Here is an 18,156-nt window from a genome sequence, read left to right as displayed (position 1 = left end):
TTTAAGTTTTTTCAATTTTTATACATGATGACCATGATTCTTTTTTTGACCCATTTTTCTTAAAAGAAAGCTTACAATTAATACTAAAATGATTGATCCAATAATTGCTGGGATGATTGCAAAACCGCCAATGACTGGCCCCCAACTTCCCAAGATAAGGCCACCTAGCCAAGAACCAATAAAACCAGCGATAATATTACCAATAATACCTCCAGGAACGTCGCGTCCTGTAATTAAACCAGCGAGCCACCCAATAATTCCACCTACAATTAGCATCCATAGAATCTCCATTAATACTTCCCTCCTTTTAAATTGTTTAGTTGACTTTACCCCTCACTAAAACTCATTAACCTTGTTATTTTTTTCCTGATTAGAGCTTTTCTCTTATATAAAAGGATACCTTCTCATTTCTCGACTGTTTCGTGAAAAAGATAAGCGATTAGGACAACCCTCAGCATATAAAAACCCAGCACATATTCTATGACCATCTACCCCTTACCTACTGCAGTAAGGGCTCCTTGTTATTTTTTGAGTGGACAGACAAGCTTACTGCAGTAGCTGCATCATAGTATCTAAAGAATTACGACTTGATTACTAATCAGTATCTATTTCAGTACCGTTGCCGCATTAATACACGTTGTGGACGTACAGTTTTAATTAGCCACTTTTCCTTTGTTAATCCGGATTACACGTTATCTTTCCATATCTCAATGCATCATAGATAGCTCGCCCATCACTTAAACTCGTTTCTGAATATTCAAAGGGTAAGAGCGAGAAAACAATATAATAAATAGAGAAATAAACAAATTGGTAAGAAAAGAGATTCTTTGAGAGAACACCCAACATAATTAAACCATACACAAGAAGGATAGACGCTAAATTAGCTATGGTACCTCCAGCATAAACACAAGCATGAGTAAACCTGTTATCATACTTTAATTTTTCATAAATACAAAAGGAGTGCAAAAAATAAATAGATTTTATTTTAATTTTTTTCCACTTAAAAATCGTTTTCCCTTGTCCAATGGTAAAATCGACCCTTCCTCCTAAAATAATAGCCATAAGTGAGTGCCCCAGTTGGTGAATAACAGACACAAGTGGAATGACAATTAAAAAAGAAAATAATAATTTCGGCATATCACTCCATCCAAACATACCTGTCTTCCCTTCATTTTAAAATAATCTTACGTTTGATATTCCACATTTTCATCTATCAAAACCGGTAATTTTATGAAGGCTGTATAAGAGAACGTTGCTTTTCTATGCTTTGTGTTTATGATTTCCATTAGGTCAAGTAAATAATTAAACCGGACGTTCTTTACAATAAAAAGAGCTACCTCCAAATAGAAAAAGGTAGCTTGCTCTACTCAAGAAAGAAATTACATATGTTAATCGGGTTAAAACAATTTAAGTATTTTAACATGATAAAAATATAAATAAAGCGCTTTCGTTCTTTTGTTCTATTCACTTAATTCACCAAATAATACGTATAAAGTAGAGCTTTACAGAGCCAATGGTGGTGCTACTACGAGTTATACTCTTAGAGGAGAAGTCAGTAATAATAAAAATAAGGAATCAAAAAATATTTACTGGGGATATGACGAAGAAAAAGATACAGTATCGTGGGAAAATAATCGTACAGTAACTATAAATGGTCATACATTGGATGTTGAGAAAGACAAGTATGATTTTAGAAGAGAATAAGAATAAGGATAAGGATAAGAATAAGGATAAGGATAAGAATAAGGATAAGCAAAGCAAGCTTACTTTGAAGAAGCTTGCTTTTATTTGTGAAAAGACGTCAATAACCCTAAAAAGAGATTATAAATTGAGTTTGGTAACTTATTAAGTTAACTACATTTTTATAGAATATATACGGTCAATTGTCTACTTTTTAGATTTAGGCATCTCTATGTATGTTCAATTTATATCGCTTTTTTAACCAGAAATAAAGAATAAACTCGCTGATTATAAAAAAAATTACACTGCTTAAGCTTTATCATGGATTAGTAAATTGATTCTTGCTGAAGTAGCTTTTAAATTATTTCTTCTGGAATTCCTGTTAATCTTGCTATTTCAGTAGAGATCATGCCTTATTCTTATGTAATACCATCTACGTTTATTCTAAATGGAAGTAATATGACTACAACGAATCTGTTTATGTTACTTCATTATAACTGAACAATATCTGTATTAAATAACATAGTCATAAATGATAGCTTAACGATGAAAAAGACGCCATTATTCTTCTACTCTATAGAATCATTATCGATAGTGCTACCGTTAATGACAACGCTAGGAAATTTTAGACTTGATCAACAAGGAGATTTCAAACGATTTATCAGTATATAAACAAAAAGCGACCTTGTTGGCCGCCATCACCCTACTCGCTATTCCTGAATAAATTCAGAGAAAGTTGCTTGGACCTTTTTCTATGGTAATAAGCATTTTTAACTCGTTTTACTCGCTCTCTATTTGTAACGTAATACTCTCGATCCCGATCCGAAACGCAAACCTTGCAGTATGGACCAAGTTGACCGAATCCATCGCTTTTATAATGATAGTTCTCGGCCTGTTTTAATTCGCGGCATTTACGGCAAGTCTTAGCGACAACTTGGCCGTCAGCGTCTGTAAAGTATACGAATCCTCTCGGCTTTGTTCTTTCGTCATATTCCTGTGCCAATAGTTCTTCTCGTAGACTCATAATTCGCTCACCCCCTCACTCGCCATGGTATTGCTACTAATTTTCTTTTATTATACGAATTAATTCCTCTTGATACCAGTCCGCAAATACATTAACTTCTTAGCGTATAACAGTTTCTTCTCCTGAAGATGCTTAATTGATTCGACCTTATTTAAGCTGTGCAATTCTTCTTTTGTTAAATTTTCTAAACTGTCTCTCTAATTATCATTGTCGAAGGCTTACAACGAGTGTAAGGAGAAAGAAGTTTTACACTAAAAAATGCACGACCTATAACGTCTGTAGCAAAAACGAAAACAGTAAACAAAAGACGGTGCGGAAATTACGTTAGGTAACAAGGAGGGACCAGTCCTGAAGGCCTGACCGTCTAGTAAAACTTTTATAAATAAGTTCTCTAGAAGTCAGTATCATATTTTTAATGAAACCTTAAGGTTATTTTCTATATAAAGGCGGAAACTCTTGTAATTAGAAGGAATGTTTCCTTCATGAAGAATAAACACTCGATAAGTGGAGGAAACTACTCAAGACGCTATAAAGCGTCTATTTGGAAATCCTCATTGTTGCGAGTTGACAACATATATCAAGGAAAGCTACTGATAAAGAATCAGTAGCTTTTCTTGTCTTTTTAATATGTATTTCATAGAGATTTAGCCTTACTTGCATATAAATGCCATTATTATACACAATAATAATAAAATATAATTTCTTAAAAGGGGCTTTCGATAGTGAAAAGAGAACAAGTCATTGAAGTTTATAAAGATGTTCTAGAAAAGAGGAGAAAACGATTTCCTAATTATTTTTTTGTAGGTAATGAAGGGAAAAAATATATGCGCTACATGACATGCTACTTACTTGAACAACACTTATCGATCTCCATCGTTGAAATCCCTTTTCAAGTAGGAGCAAACACATTATGGTCTCATCGTCTTAGACCCCCTGCCATGCTATATGGATGGAATTATTATGAAGTCATAGATAATGCTTACCCAGGAAAATTTAAACCTTGGGAGTTTCAACAAACTCCTGATAAATATTGGGACGGAGAAGAAGGAAAGAGAAGGGCCATTGAGGCGGTAAGATATGTAATAGAGGAAAAAATGAAGATTCCGATGGAAGAAATCCCCTTTCAAGTTAATTTTCATTTTTTTAAACAACATGGTTTAGGTGGCGCCTTTACTCTTTTAGGCTATTCCCCTTTTCAAATAGTTGAAGCTATTTATCCTGGTGTCTTTAGGCCTTGGCAATTTGCTCATGTTCCCATGAATTGTTGGAAAAATGAAGAATATATTCGAGAGGCAATGGATGATTTCTTATTCAAACAGCTTCATTTCTCTTCCTATCACGAGGCTTTTCTCAAATTAAAAAGAAATCATTTCACTAATTTTCAGTTAACGGGTCTTTTTCAAATGGCTTTTGATTCCAGAATGAATAATGTAAGAAAATGGATAAAAAATCAACTAAATAATCTAGATGATGGATTATTTTATGTGAATCTTGATTAATGAAAGAACCGATTGAAACGGATAGCTTGAACTACATTCCTATTATTTTTATTTCCTATTTGAAAAAATAACCATTTATAAGAGTATGTAATTACTTGCTTTGATTTTTCTTCTTCATAAAAAGATATAAAGATTCAGCAAAAAAAAGAAAAAGAAGAAAAAAGAGCACAAATAATTCGGCAACCTCCATTACCCGAAAAGGACTCACGGCGTTATACAACGCCTGAGAAACATCAAACCCTTGAAGAATATCGATGCCTAAAGAAAAACCCATTAAGCATCCCATCATTAAAAGACTAATACCCATGATTTTCATATTTATCACGCTCCATTTAATAGGGTCTTCTCTTTTTTCTATGATGATACATAAATATTTATTGTTAATTTTTACATAAAATACATTAATATGGTTAAAATAATAAAAAATTATAGAAGGGTGCTTGAATCTATGCCTTCGTTTTTTAAAGATCGAAAACCCAAAAAGAAACGACAACAGAATGGTGAGAATCAAACTACTGATTATCCAATAGAACAGATAGAAGTTTCATTATCAGGAAACCTTAATAACATTAAAAAGAAAACGGGAAATAGTTCAGATGTTGTTATTCGTGAGATAAAAATGGGGAGCAATTCCGATATTAAAACAGCCATTGTCTATGTAGATGGAATTGTAGACAATCAGTCGATTCAAGAGTATCTACTGCAATCTATGATGAAGGATGATCATAAAGGAGAAATAAATCAGCACACTGCGTTAGACCTGCTTTCTGAAGATATGATGACAATTGGAAATATATCTTCCGTCACTAACTTGGATGACCTGTTTGCATCTTTAATGGCAGGCGATACTCTTATTTTAATAGACGGAGTAGACCGAGCACTGAGTGCTAGCACCAAAGGTGGAGAAAAACGTTCCATTTCGGAATCAACTACCCAAATGGTGGTAAGAGGGCCAAAAGGAGCATTTACCGAGTCTCTGGGGACCAATACAGCCATGGTACGCCGTATTATTAAGACCCCCGATTTATGGATGGAGTCTTTAAAAGTCGGACGTGTAACAAAAACAGATGTAACAATTATGTACATACATGGCATCGCTAATGATAAAGTCGTTAAAGAGATTCGTCAGCGATTGCACCGAATTGATATCGATAGCATTTTGGAATCAGGTTATATTGAACAACTAATAGAGGATCAAACATTCACCCCTTTTCCAACTATGTATAACACGGAAAGACCTGATGTTGTAGCTGGAAACCTGTTAGAGGGACGAATTGCTATATTTGTGGATGGGACCCCTTTTGTACTTATTGCGCCAGCTATATTTATGCAATTTTTCCAATCGGCTGAAGATTATTATGCCCGGTTCGACATTGCAACCTCGATTCGTCTTTTGCGTATTTTTATGTTTATGATTTCTTTAATTGCACCTGCTACCTATGTCGCCGTTACAACCTTCCACCAGGAAATGGTGCCCACAACGCTGATTGTAGCCATTGCGGCACAAAGGGAAGCTGTTCCTTTCCCAGCATTTGTGGAAGCTCTACTAATGGAATTAACTTTTGAAATCTTACGAGAAGCAGGGATACGCTTACCCAAAGCCATTGGTTCAGCAGTATCCATTGTCGGGGCCCTTGTAATTGGTCAAGCAGCCGTTCAAGCAAGTATTGTGTCACCAGCAATGGTTATCATTGTATCGATCACAGCCATTGCTAGTTTTGCCACACCTTCTTTTGATATGGCGATTTCAGCTCGCTTAATTCGTTTTTTGTTTATGATTGGTGCAGCAACATTTGGTTTCTACGGCATCATTTTGTGTCTTTTAATGATGGTTGTCCATCTATGCAGCTTACGTTCATTTGGAGTACCCTATATGGCCCCATTTGCTCCCTTCATCCCCGTAAATAATGGAGATACTATCGTAAGATTACCGTGGTGGACGCTGAGACAAAGACCACGATTAATTACTGCTAATACGGTTCGAGAAGGAGCAAATCAATACCCACATCCTCCTGCATCTCGTGGTATGGTAAATCGGGAGCTTGAAGAAGGTGACAACAATGAAGCGTAAGGGATTTTTTCTTTTGTTGATGATGACGATAACCATCTTGCTCACAAGTTGTTGGAGTAAAAAGGAGTTAACTGACCTTGCCATCGTGGCAGCTCTGGGCGTCGATAAAACAAAAGATGGAAGATATCACATAACGCTCCAAATTATTAATCCAGGGAATGTGGCAGGAGGTATGCAAGGAGGTGGTGGTGGTACCCAGAGCCCTCCTATTACCATTTATTCAGCTTCAGGAGACAATGTAGTCGAAGCAAGTAGACGGGCTTCGGGCAGAATTTCTCGACGATTGTATTATGCGCATACAAACTTGGTCGTGGTTGGTGAAAAACTGGCCAAAGAAGAAGGAATTAATACATTAGTGGATGCGTTTGATCGAGATCCAGAATTTCGAAATACTTCCACCCTCGTGATTGCCAACCATTCGTCCGCAGCTGATCTTGTGAAAACGTTAACGCCAGTTGATAAGATTCCAGCGAATAAAGTGCTAAAAACCTTAGAATTTACGGAAAGAAAATGGGGAGAGAATGTAAAAACATCGCTTCAAGACGTGATGAAGAGCCTTGAATCTCCCGGAAGAGGAACTGTCGTATCAGGATTTCGTCTAGATGGGAATCCCCAGCAAGCACAAAAGCTGGATAACCTTCAAGAAAGTGCACCTGAAGCGACGCTTCGAGCTTCGGGAATTGCTGTTTTAAAGCAAGGAAAATTAGTGGATTGGCTGTATAAAGAATCAGCAAGAGGAACGGTATGGATTCTCGACAAAATCCAAGGAACGGATATTAATATTAATTGGGCAGGAAAGAAAGAAGCTATTGCTTATCAAACTGTACGACAAAAAACAAGTGTATCTGCCCAAGTGAAGAATGGGAAACCTCATATTTCTGTTCATACACGTGTTGAAGGAGATATCGGTGACATGGAGGTACCTGTTGATATCACCAATCCAAAGGTCATTACAAAAATCGAACAATCCGTAAGGAAAGAAATTAAAAAAGAGCTCAAGACAGCTATTGAACGTGCGCAAAAAAACAAAACGGATATTTTGGGATTTGGCGAAGTAGTTCACCGTACGAGACCAAATCAATTTAGGAAATTAAAAACGGAATGGAATGATGTGTACTTTCCAAAGTTAGATGTAGATATTACAGTGGAAGCCTATGTACGTCGAGCTGGCTTACGAAATAAATCGTTTCTTTCAGGGGTAAAAGAGAATCAAAAGTAAGGAAAAGAGGGTGCCAGTCAAATGGAGAAAGCAAAAATTAGTGCCAGTCAGCTCTTTATTTTAATGGTTCTGTTTGAGCTGGGGAGTGCTTTACTGGTACCTCTTGCCATAAGAGCTAAACAGGATGCATGGCTTGCGATTCTGCTGGGCATGCTAGGAAGCTTTGTTTTATTTTTAGTTTATCATAAACTTTATACGTATTATCCCAACCTCTTACCCACAGAATATATGCAAAAAATCTTAGGTAAAGTGATGGGCACCGTACTGGCTTTTGTTTACATTCTTTATTTTATGTATGATGCCTCAAGGGTTCTACGTGATTTTGGTGAAATGCTGTTAACTTTTGCCTATCCTGACACGCCTTTATTCATCGCGAATGCATTATTAATGCTTGTCATTATTTATACCATTAGAAAAGGAATTGAGGTTATAGCTCGATCAGGAGAATTGCTTTTTATTTTTATGTATGTTCTTGCGGTTGCTGGCTTTATCTTAATTGTTTCTTCTGGTTTAATTGATTTCAAGAATTTACAACCTGTTTTGGAAGAAGGAATATTACCAACGGTAAAGGTTGCAGCGTCTGAAACCTTATATTTTCCATTTACCGAAGCTATCGTATTTACAATGATTTTGCCGTATCTAAATAACTCGAAGAAAGCAAAGGTGACCATGCTATGTGCAACGGGATTAAGTGGAATCAATTTAGTTATTACGATGCTCATTAATATCAGTGTAATTGGTGTTAATCTAACTGCTCGTTCCCAATTTCCACTTCTTAGTACAGTTGCGAGCATCCAAGTAGCAGATTTTTTAGAACGGCTTGATGTATTTTTTATGCTTGCTATGGTGATTGGCATTTTTTTTAAGGTTACCATATTATTTTATGCAGCCACTATAGGAACAGCTAACTTATTCAAAATTAAATCACCTTCAAAGCTAGCGTATCCTTTAGGTATTGTTATTCTATTTCTATCTATCACAATCGCGAGTAATTTCCAAGAACACCTCCATGAAGGATTATATATAGCCAAGTTTATTCTACATATTCCTCTATTCATAATAATTCCTCCTATCCTTCTTTTTATAGCTTTCTTACAAAAAAGGAAGGACCATGGGGGCAAACATGTTTGACTAGCTAGTTTTCATATAAAATATTGTCTTTATAGCAACATTTCCTAATAAGGTAATTACCTGCAAAAAAATTCTCTCTACATTAGAGTTACCTTTAAAGCAAATTTCATATCTACTACATAACGTTCAGAAGATCGTAGGTGATGAAAAGGTTAAAGAGCGATTCAAAAAAACAGAAGGTCGCTTTAATAAAACCAAAAAGGAGGTCTCAATTGAATGGAAAAAGCTAAGATTAGTTCTAGTCAGCTCTTTATCTTAATGATCCTATTCGAACTGGGTAGTGCTTTACTGGTACCTCTTGCGATAGGTGCAAAACAAGACGCTTGGCTTGCGATTCTGCTTGGAATGGTATTCAGTTTCGTTCTCTTATTAGTCTATCATAGGCTTTATACATATTACCCTGACCTTTTACCTACAGAATATATGCAAAAAATCTTAGGTAAAGTGATGGGCACCGTACTAGCATTTGTTTACATTCTTTACTTTATGTATGATGCCTCAAGGGTTCTACGTGATTTTGGTGAGATGCTGTTAACTTTTGCCTATCCTGACACGCCTTTATTCATCGCGAATGCATTATTAATGCTTGTCATTATTTACACAATTAGAAAAGGAATTGAGGTCATAGCTCGATCAGGAGAATTGCTGTTTATTTTTATGTATGTCCTTGCGGTTGCTGGCTTTATCTTAATTGTTTCTTCTGGTTTAATTGAGATTAAAAATTTACAACCTATTTTGGAAGAAGGCTTATTCCCTGTCCTAAAAGTGGTATTTACTCAAACTTTGTATTTCCCATTTACAGAAGTCATTGTATTTACCATGATTTTGCCGTATTTAAGTAATCCTAAGAAGGCAAAGGTGACCATGCTATGTGCATCAGGATTAAGTGGAATCAATTTAATTATTACCATGCTTATTAATGTCTCTGTACTAGGTGTTGATTTAACTGCACGTTCACAATACCCACTTCTTAGCACAATTGAGAGCATCCAAGTAGCTAATTTTTTAGAACGGCTTGATGTATTTTTTATGCTTGCCTTAATCATCACTATCTTTTTTAAAATCTGTGTATTATTTTACGCAGCTGTCATAGGAACAGCACATTTATTCAAGGTTAAATCACCTTCACAGTTATCGTATCCTTTAGGTCTAATTGTTCTCTTTTTGTCCATTACCATCGCGAGTAACCTACAAGAACATAACTATGAAGGACTAAAGGTAGCAATGCGTGTTATACATATCCCTCTTCTTGGAATCGTTCCCCTTTTTCTTCTTCTTGTAGCTTTCATTAAAAATAGGAAAAAGCATGGGAAAAATACATTGAACTAGTTAATTTTTATATGGAATATTGGCATTATCAGTGAAAACTCTACTAAAACCTTGCCTGTACAAATAATACTTTTAGTCCAGAATGACCCCTAAAATCAATCTAATCTCTACTACATAATGTTCAAAAGATTTTAAGTGACAAGTAGGTTAAAGAACAATTCAAAAAAACAGGAGATAGCTTTAATAAAATCCAAAAGGAGGCAGTTGAATGGAAAAAGCCAAAATTAGTGCTAGTCAACTCTTTATCTTAATGGTTCTGTTTGAACTAGGCACTTCCTTGTTGTTACCTGTGGCAATGGAAGCAAAACAGGACGCATGGTTGGCTATCTTACTTGGAATGCTTGGTAGCTTAGTTCTATTTGTAATTTATTATAAACTTTACTCGTATTATCCAGATCTTCTGCCTACAGAATATATGCAAAAAATCTTGGGTAAAGCAATAGGAAGCGTACTAGCCTTTCTTTATATCTCCTATTTTATCTATGATGTGGCAAGGGTTTTACGTGACATTGGTGAGATGTTGTTGACGTTTTCCTACTCTGATACTCCTTTATTCATTGCAAATGCTTTACTGATTCTAGTTATCATTTATACGGTTCAAAAAGGGATAGAAGTAGTAGCTCGATCAGGAGAGTTATTTTTTATATTTATGTACGTCCTTGCTGTCACAGGTTTTCTCCTAATTGTGTGTTCAGGATTAATTGACTTTAAAAACTTACAACCAATACTTGAAGACGGAATTTTACCAGTTTTAAAAGTTGTTTTTATTCAAACTTTGTATTTCCCTTTTGGTGAAGCAATTGTGTTTACAATGATTTTACCTTATTTGAACAATCCTAAAAAGGCTAAAGTAACCATGTTATGTGCCACAGGATTAAGTGGAATCAATCTAACCATTACCATGCTTATTAACATTAGTGTACTAGGAGTTGATTTGACTGCACGTTCACAGTTTCCTCTTCTTAGCACTGTACAAAGCATCCAAGTAGCAGATTTTTTAGAACGTCTTGATGTGTTTTTTATGCTTGCTTTAGTCATTGGTGGTTTCTCTAAAATTAGTGTACTGTTTTATGCTTCTATGATAGCTACAGCCACCTTATTTAAAATTAAATCACCTTCACGATTGTCCTATCCTATTGGATTAATTGTTCTTTTTATGTCTCTAATGATTTCTAGAAATTTTCAAGAGCACCTTCATGAAGGAATAGGAGTAGAGATGTTTTTTTTACAAATTCCCTTCCTCGCGATTATTCCTGTTCTGCTTTTTCTTGTTGCATTCTTTAAAAATAGAAAGCAACAGAAAGCATGATACACGACAAGTTCGTTTGCTCACTTTTGGGTGATATAAATTTTTCCACTCATTAAATAGTTATAAGCTTAGTACTTATTTATCGTAATAGATTGAAATTATGTGAGGTGATTTTTCTGTATAATTGGTTTTATGATCATTTTATCAATACAATTCTATTTCCTCTTGCTTGTATAGTGATGGTAGCTGTCATATTAAGTACATATGCGTACTTTAAATTTAAAAAAACCAATAATTAATAGTCTCTAGTGTTTATTAATTTCTATTATGGATCTTTCTCTTTTAAAATACACAATTAAAACCTAACGTCTCTTGTTTAAAAGAGCGTGCGAGGAATGAATGTATACAAACCTCACACTAAGCAACTGGCGTACCATTTTTAACAGGTTCATCGGGCTTTAATAGGACGACATCCCCTTCTTCTGAAACGCCACCAACTACCAACACTTCCGATTTAAAGCCTGCAATACGCATAGGAGGAAAGTTTACTACTGCTACTACTTGACGACCTATAAGTTGTTCTGTCTCATATCTGCGCGTAATTTGGGCTGAAGAATGTTTGATTCCAATCTCTCCAAAATCAATTGCTAACTTTATTGCAGGCTTTCGTGTTTCAGAAAATAGTTCTGCTTTAATAATAGTACCAATCCTTATATCTAACTTCAAAAAATCTTCAATTATTGCCACAATCATTCCTCGCCATCTTTATAAGTTAGTCTACCTTTCATTAATGTGTTGCATTAAATGTTATCTTATTGATAATAGCAGAAAAAAAAGAGTTGTTTTTGTCCAATCCTAAGGATGTTTTGTTTAATTATAAGATATATGATATATAAAACTAATTTACATAACGTTAATTATAAGAAGTAATAACCTTAGATTAAAACAAAATTAATCCTATTTTTGAGAAACAATGTGTCAATAATGCTACAAGATGTTTCATTTTCTATACGTAAATGTATCTAACAATGACAAAACATTGTATACGCAATATATTTTGTTTATTTTCTGCATTAGGCGAACAAAAAAAACACTGTATAGGTCCAGTGGTTTTTTGTTTTTTAGACTGCATATCATATATAACTTAAGTTACCATAATGCGCCTTAGAGGAACCAACCCCCACGTATATCAAGAGGATTTTCAGCTTTGAGTATGCAAAATGATTCTCCATTTGGTGTCCTTATTTATAAGTAATAAAATTAATTATTTATATTAAATGTTTTATCATTCATTCAAGTATATAGATGAAGATTTACATACTTGCAAATTGTGCAAGAAAAAATCATTTTTGGGTATCTTAGACACATAGAACCAATTTTTATATAAACCTAATGAGGAAAAGAAATGTTATCAAAGTAACTTCTAGTTAATAAGATAGCCATCGGAAAGAGGTAATTATTTAGTGGAGAAAGCAAAGATTAGTGGAAGTCAACTATTTACCTTAATGATATTGTTTGAATTTGGAAGTGCCTTTATTCTTCCTATTGCTATAGATGCTAAGCAAGATGCTTGGCTTTCCATTATGTTTGGGATGATAGGCGGTTTACTTTTATTTTTAGTCTACTATCAACTCTATCGTTACTATCCTGACTTATTACTTGTCGAATTCACACAAAAAATCATGGGAAAATGGATTGGTCGTTTTATTTCATTTCTTTACATTTTTTACTTTGCAAACATTGCTTCCAGAGTAATCCGAGATTTTGGGGACATGTTATTGACATTTGCCTATCCAGATACTCCTTTATTTATTGTAAATGCCTTACTGGTGCTTGTTGTTATCTATACCGTGAGCAAAGGAATCGAAGTTTTGGCAAGATCCAGTCAACTTCTGTTTATTTTGTTCTACCTATCTTCTATTTCTGGATTTATTCTTATTGTATGTGCCGGTATAATTGATTTTACAAATTTACAACCTGTATTAGAAGAAGGGATTTGGCTTCCTCTAAAAGTTGCTCTGACTCAAAATATATATTTTCCATTTGGAGAAACGGTTGTATTCTTGATGATTTTACCATACGTGAAAAATATGAGAAAAGGAATTGGATTAAGCGCTATTGGATTAACAGGCATCAATTTAATGATTACCATGATTATAAATGTCAGTGTATTGGGAGTAAGTCTTACTGCTCGCTCACAGTTTCCTCTTCTAAGTACAGTAGAAAGTATTCAGGTGGCTGATTTTTTAGAGCGTCTTGACGTGTTTTTCATGCTCACAGCAGTTATTGGAGGATTTTTTAAAATAAGTTTGTTTTTCTATGCTACTGTAATAGGTACAGCAAATTTATTCAAAGTTAAATCTCCATCTAAGATATGCTTTCCCTTAGGACTTGTTCTTCTACTTTATTCTCTAAGCTTAGCAAATAATTATGAGGAACTTATACAAGACGCGCTTAAAATACTACCATTTTCTTTAAATATACATTTTCAAGTCATACTTCCTCTTTTGCTCCTTACTGTAGCTTTCTTCAAAAATAGAGCAAAGCTTAAGAAATCTGATGTCAACCTACATCAACTCTAGGCTTAAAGAATAGAAAGTAAGAAACATAAAATACACTAAGGAGCTACCGGCCTGATCTTTTCTTTTAAAAAAACAATCTAACTCCCACGGATTGTTTTCTCCCTTTTTATATAAGTGATTAATTTTTTTACATATTGAGTAAACTACTCAGGATGCAATGGGGCATCACTCATAAAATTTAATTATGTAACAGAAAAAACCTACTTTCTTCCGCAGTAGGTTTTTTCTCTTTTTAAGCAGTTACGATATACAAATTGAAAAGCAGAAAAACTCCCTATTTCCTTAAGGAGTCTTTCTGTAGGTTAATGAGATTATAGATTGGAGATACTTCTCAGCATCTTGAGTAGTTTGCTCATAATCCATAAAAATATTCACATTAAAGATCCTGTAAATGAGTTCGTATACTGAACAGCTTGATGTAAACTAGAGAAACTTCTAACTTCCTCAACTTTTATTCCTAAATTCACCATGGTTTGAGCGATTTCTGGACGTATCCCACTGATGACGACTTCAATTCCTAATAACTGTAGCCCAGCTATTACTTTAAATAATTGATCTGCTACCATCGTATCAATAATAGGAACTGCTGATAAATCAATAATAAGCCATTCTAATTTATATTGGCTTCCTTTCTCTAAGGCACTCTCCATCAAATATTGTGCCCGTTTGGTATCTAAATCACCTACTAAAGGAAGGATGCCTATATCTTCTGTCATACGAACAACGGGAACAGATAATTCATCAATGGCATATTGAGCATAATTTATTTTTTCAGTGTAATCTTTTACATACGACTTACTTACGAATTGGATGGCATTATCTACAATGCTATTAAAGTGAGAAATGATTTGGTAAAAAGCATCGAGGGAAAAATCATTATTCTTTGCTTCTTCTTTTATTATTTCTCCGATTACATCTCGGTAATAGCTAATCTCCTCTAAAGCTAGGTTTAATGGTAGTCCATGATTGACTAATAAATTAGCCATATTGTTTCCCCACTGTTCCATGACTTCATTTGCTGCCTCTTTTTCCATCAAAAGAGAACCGGCATAAGTTGTAAGAAGGTCCAAGCGAAAAGTAGTCAACTCTGTATAGATATTATGAGACGTTGCAAGATCTAGTCTTTTATTTTCAGCTAACTTTTCTTTTCGTTGTAAAATTGTTTCTTTAATTGCATGTAGTTTTTCTTGTTGTATATATGGCAAGGATTTCCCTCCTTTTATCCAAAAAAGTAAAAGCCCTCTAATAGATGAGGATTAGAGGACTAAACATGTTGAAAAAAATATAGATATTGATGAAATGGTAAGTTACTTATATTCTTTATTTAGTTGTATAGTGCCCCTAAATCATAACATATCTTTATGACAGGACTATTTCAGACAAGTTACAACATATGTATAAAATTAAACTTTTTTACATTGTGGTTATGTTTACGTTCAGAAAAATCGCCTTCTTGCCAAGAGTTTGCAGCTGAACGCCTAATAGATGTAAATTCAAAAATTAAAGTCCTCAATATTAAAACCTATGCATAAAATAAAGAGAGAAGTTGCCACTTTGCGTTTAGCTTCAACTTTTTAACTTTGACTTAAGCAATATAGAATAGGTGATATTTATTCTTTGAAGGTAGGTGTATCGATGCATCAATATCAATATACGTGGGTTCGAAAGACTCGAGGAACGCTGTTAGACTTTTGTAAGGAGTTAGAACCAAATGGTTTGAATCAACAAAACAGATTTGCTTGGCAAAGTGTAAGGAACACATTGGTACATATAGCAGATTGTTATTATGCTTGGCTTGGCTCATTTGTTTTATTAAAGAAAGAGAAACCTCTTACACCTAGAAAGGAACTACATAATTTCAATTTCAACAAAATAAAAGGACGATTTGAACAGGTGGATTCTATTGTAAATGAGGTATATAAACTATATGGGAACCAATTAAATGAACGAATCGAAAGAAAGATCCCTTGGAGAGAAGAACCAGAAATAATATCAATTACGCCTAATAAGTTGCTTATGCACACGATTACTCATGAATTTCATCATAAAGGACAAATTGTATCCAAGTTACGAATGATGGGATATGAGCCTCCAAATACAGATATATTAGGAACGAAAGATTAATATGTTGATTTATTATGTTTGAGTTAATAAAAATGTTTCTACACTAAAGGTAAGAAGAAGATAGTTAGACTAATGGTTTATATAGGAAAGAAAGACAAAGCCCATCAACTTATGTCAATGGGCTATTTATCCAATTTATTTTTTGAATTTATAAGGTAACGTTGTCACGATAACGTTTCTTCGATAAAGAAGATGTGCCCTTAGTAATAAGCTTGATTGGTTATGCAATGCATTATGCCAGCTTTTCCTTGTGATAAATTGTGGAATTAAAACCGTGACAGCCATATGACTATCATCAGCTCGCTCTTCTACACGATCAATAAAGCGTAAAAGAGGTCCAACTAAGCTTCGATATTGTGAGTAGAAGGTAACTAAGCGTATATCCGGATATCGTTCGTTCCATATCTCTTCCATCCTCTTTTCACTTTCACGGTCAAATGCCACATGGACAGCAATCACTGTGTCGCCAATAATTTTTGCATAGTTAATGGAATTCTCGACAGCTCTTGTTAAACCTGCAACTGGTATAATGACTACATTTCCTTCTATAGCTACTGCTTCTTTATCTCCCGGCTTGATACGGAGTTGCTTTCCTACCTCTTCATAATGGTTCTTAATACGGTGGAACAGATAAACGATAAGAGGTAAAAAGATTAAAACAGCCCATACTTGCGAGAATTTCGTTGTAAAGAAAATAAGTAGCACAGTGAAGCTGATCAAAGCTCCTATAAAATTGGTCACTAATTTCCCTTGCCAGCCAGCTGGCTTTTCTTTAAGCCATTTTACAATCATGCCTGTTTGAGATAGCGTAAATGGAATAAATACTCCAACCGCATATAAAGGAATTAACCGTTCTGTATTACCTTGAAACGCTATGATGAGCGCAATAGAGGCAATTCCGAGTGTCACAATCCCATTTGAATAACCCAAGCGATCTCCTCGCATCGTAAACATACGCGGAATATACTTATCTACAGCTAAATTGACAGCCAGTAAAGGGAAAGCTGAAAAGCCTGTATTGGCAGCCAACACTAGAATTAAAGCCGTCGTACCTTGAGCAAAATAATAGAAACCATTTCGTCCAAATACTTGGGAAGCAAGCTGGGAAACAACCGTCTCCTCTGCTTTAGGCACAATTCCAAACCAATAAGCCAAGAACATGACACCTGAAAACAAAATAGCTAAAATAATACCCATTGCAACAAGCGTACGTACTGCATTTCTTGCAGCCGGTTGTCTAAAGTTTGTTACAGCATTTGAAATAGCTTCTACGCCTGTAAGGGCTGAACACCCTGATGAAAAAGCGCGTAGTAGTAAAAATAAGCTGATTCCTGGCACTGCAGTTCCAATAGCAGGATGAACATTAGGAGATACCTGACCAGTCGCTACTTTCCACATTCCTACACCTATTAAGAGAAGTAGTGCAAGAACAAACAGATAAACAGGATACGCTAATGCTGACGCAGATTCTGTTACCCCTCTTAGGTTCAAAATCATAATAAAAATAACCAATAAGCAAGCGATGATGACCTTGTAGTCATGAAGGACAGGAAAAGCAGACGTTAACGCATCAGTTCCAGAGGAAATACTTACAGACACGGTTAAAATATAGTCTACTAATAAAGATCCTCCGGCAATAAGACCTGCATTTTCTCCGAGATTATATTTCGATACAACATACGCCCCTCCCCCTTCTGGGTACGCATAAATAATTTGGCGATACGAAAGAATAAGTGCCGTTAAAAGAATAAGTACCCCAATACCAATTGGGATGGAGTACCAAAATGCGATCATTCCAATGGTGGCAAGCACGATTAAGACTTGTTCTGGGCCGTACGCCACGGATGAAAGTGCATCAGATGAAAGAATAGCTAGGGCCTTGACCTTATTTAATTTTTGTTCGCCTAACTCTTTTGATTTAAGTGGCCTGCCAATTAACAAGCGCTTTATGGATGAATAACTCATCTAAATTCCTCCTGAAACCTTTACCATTTACTGTATTATTTTACTTTTATCATTCCCTATGGCAGAAAAAAAACACAAAAAAGAACACTAAGGTTCTGCTTAGTGTTCTTTTCAGGACAAATAAAAGCAACCCCTCTCTAAAAACGCTTATGAGGTTAGCTGTCGGATTCGGGCCTTCAAAGTAGCCCTACTTTCTTTCCAGAAAGATTCACCCCTAGTGCAAAAGCACAAAAATGGGTCCCCCACTCCTTACAGATTAAGCGATAAAAGGTATAAAAATAGC

16 protein-coding genes and 1 riboswitch are annotated in these 18,156 nt (G+C 35.0%); of the genes, 9 read left to right on the top strand and 7 right to left on the bottom strand.

The window, feature by feature from the left end; all coding sequences use genetic code 11:
• Positions 1 to 18: 18 nt before the first annotated feature.
• Together MKY06_RS27230 and MKY06_RS27225 are read right to left on the bottom strand one after the other, a co-directional pair.
• Entirely contained in the window at positions 19 to 291 is a 273-nt protein-coding gene (locus MKY06_RS27230) for a GlsB/YeaQ/YmgE family stress response membrane protein (RefSeq protein ID WP_028408939.1), read from the bottom strand.
• Between the two features lie 384 nt (positions 292 to 675).
• On the bottom strand, positions 676 to 1,155 hold the full coding sequence (locus MKY06_RS27225; protein WP_053488493.1) for a site-2 protease family protein: 480 nt from the start codon (positions 1,153 to 1,155) through the stop codon (positions 676 to 678).
• Positions 1,156 to 1,455: 300 nt separating this feature from the next.
• Between MKY06_RS27225 and MKY06_RS27220 the strand changes: the two genes are divergently transcribed.
• Complete coding sequence (locus tag MKY06_RS27220) at positions 1,456 to 1,704, top strand: DUF5412 family protein (protein ID WP_053488492.1); 249 nt, start codon at positions 1,456 to 1,458, stop codon at positions 1,702 to 1,704.
• A gap of 679 nt (positions 1,705 to 2,383) precedes the next feature.
• Here MKY06_RS27220 and MKY06_RS27215 read toward each other — a convergent pair.
• Positions 2,384 to 2,704 carry a hypothetical protein gene (locus MKY06_RS27215; RefSeq protein ID WP_029325499.1) on the bottom strand — a complete coding sequence of 107 codons (321 nt, stop codon included), beginning with the start codon at positions 2,702 to 2,704 and terminating at the stop codon, positions 2,384 to 2,386.
• Between the two features lie 722 nt (positions 2,705 to 3,426).
• Here MKY06_RS27215 and MKY06_RS27210 point away from each other — a divergent pair.
• Positions 3,427 to 4,203 (top strand): hypothetical protein, encoded by a 777-nt coding sequence (locus tag MKY06_RS27210; protein ID WP_055991736.1) that lies wholly within the window; start codon positions 3,427 to 3,429, stop codon positions 4,201 to 4,203.
• A 91-nt stretch (positions 4,204 to 4,294) separates the two neighbouring features.
• On the opposite strand, the gene MKY06_RS27205 is transcribed toward MKY06_RS27210, so the two are convergent.
• Positions 4,295 to 4,519, bottom strand: coding sequence for a hypothetical protein (locus tag MKY06_RS27205; RefSeq protein ID WP_053488490.1), 225 nt, complete (start codon positions 4,517 to 4,519; stop codon positions 4,295 to 4,297).
• Positions 4,520 to 4,651: 132 nt separating this feature from the next.
• Here MKY06_RS27205 and MKY06_RS27200 point away from each other — a divergent pair, with 132 nt between their 5' ends.
• The 5 genes from MKY06_RS27200 (at position 4,652) to MKY06_RS27180 (ending at position 11,262) form a co-directional block, all read left to right on the top strand.
• A complete protein-coding gene (locus tag MKY06_RS27200) occupies positions 4,652 to 6,274 on the top strand; it encodes a spore germination protein (protein ID WP_098786066.1) in 1,623 nt (540 codons plus the stop codon).
• The gene (locus MKY06_RS27195) at positions 6,264 to 7,493 is read left to right on the top strand and encodes a Ger(x)C family spore germination protein (protein WP_338789679.1); all 1,230 of its coding nucleotides are present in this window, start codon (positions 6,264 to 6,266) and stop codon (positions 7,491 to 7,493) included. Before MKY06_RS27200 ends, MKY06_RS27195 begins: the two co-directional genes overlap by 11 nt.
• Positions 7,494 to 7,514: 21 nt before the next feature.
• Positions 7,515 to 8,624: a GerAB/ArcD/ProY family transporter gene (locus MKY06_RS27190; protein ID WP_055991748.1), complete on the top strand. Its 1,110-nt coding sequence runs from the start codon at positions 7,515 to 7,517 to the stop codon at positions 8,622 to 8,624.
• Between the two features lie 216 nt (positions 8,625 to 8,840).
• Positions 8,841 to 9,953 carry a GerAB/ArcD/ProY family transporter gene (locus MKY06_RS27185; protein WP_098449396.1) on the top strand — a complete coding sequence of 371 codons (1,113 nt, stop codon included), beginning with the start codon at positions 8,841 to 8,843 and terminating at the stop codon, positions 9,951 to 9,953.
• Positions 9,954 to 10,161: 208 nt separating this feature from the next.
• On the top strand, positions 10,162 to 11,262 hold the full coding sequence (locus tag MKY06_RS27180; protein ID WP_272812574.1) for a GerAB/ArcD/ProY family transporter: 1,101 nt from the start codon (positions 10,162 to 10,164) through the stop codon (positions 11,260 to 11,262).
• A 357-nt stretch (positions 11,263 to 11,619) separates the two neighbouring features.
• Here the strand turns inward: MKY06_RS27180 and csaA are convergent, their stop codons facing one another.
• Positions 11,620 to 11,949 carry a chaperone CsaA gene (csaA, locus tag MKY06_RS27175; RefSeq protein ID WP_053488567.1) on the bottom strand — a complete coding sequence of 110 codons (330 nt, stop codon included), beginning with the start codon at positions 11,947 to 11,949 and terminating at the stop codon, positions 11,620 to 11,622.
• 716 nt (positions 11,950 to 12,665) lie between these two features.
• On the opposite strand from csaA, the gene MKY06_RS27170 reads away from it, so the two are divergent.
• On the top strand, positions 12,666 to 13,784 hold the full coding sequence (locus MKY06_RS27170) for a GerAB/ArcD/ProY family transporter (protein ID WP_053488482.1): 1,119 nt from the start codon (positions 12,666 to 12,668) through the stop codon (positions 13,782 to 13,784).
• Between the two features lie 371 nt (positions 13,785 to 14,155).
• On the opposite strand, the gene MKY06_RS27165 is transcribed toward MKY06_RS27170, so the two are convergent.
• Complete coding sequence (locus MKY06_RS27165; RefSeq protein ID WP_029325178.1) at positions 14,156 to 14,989, bottom strand: STAS domain-containing protein; 834 nt, start codon at positions 14,987 to 14,989, stop codon at positions 14,156 to 14,158.
• Between the two features lie 430 nt (positions 14,990 to 15,419).
• Between MKY06_RS27165 and MKY06_RS27160 the strand changes: the two genes are divergently transcribed.
• Positions 15,420 to 15,908, top strand: coding sequence for a DinB family protein (locus MKY06_RS27160; RefSeq protein ID WP_194758142.1), 489 nt, complete (start codon positions 15,420 to 15,422; stop codon positions 15,906 to 15,908).
• A 135-nt stretch (positions 15,909 to 16,043) separates the two neighbouring features.
• Here MKY06_RS27160 and MKY06_RS27155 read toward each other — a convergent pair whose 3' ends face one another.
• Positions 16,044 to 17,873, bottom strand: a complete 1,830-nt coding sequence (locus tag MKY06_RS27155) for an APC family permease (protein WP_340961906.1) — start codon at positions 17,871 to 17,873, stop codon at positions 16,044 to 16,046.
• A gap of 128 nt (positions 17,874 to 18,001) precedes the next feature.
• Positions 18,002 to 18,146, bottom strand: a riboswitch (cyclic di-AMP (ydaO/yuaA leader).
• Positions 18,147 to 18,156 lie beyond the last annotated feature (10 nt).

It is taken from the genome of Priestia sp. FSL P4-0332 (genome assembly GCF_038005845.1).
Lineage (GTDB): Bacteria > Bacillota > Bacilli > Bacillales > Bacillaceae_H > Priestia.
The sequence above is the reverse complement of the archived record's forward strand: the minus strand, read 5'-3'. Positions and strand labels throughout refer to the sequence as shown.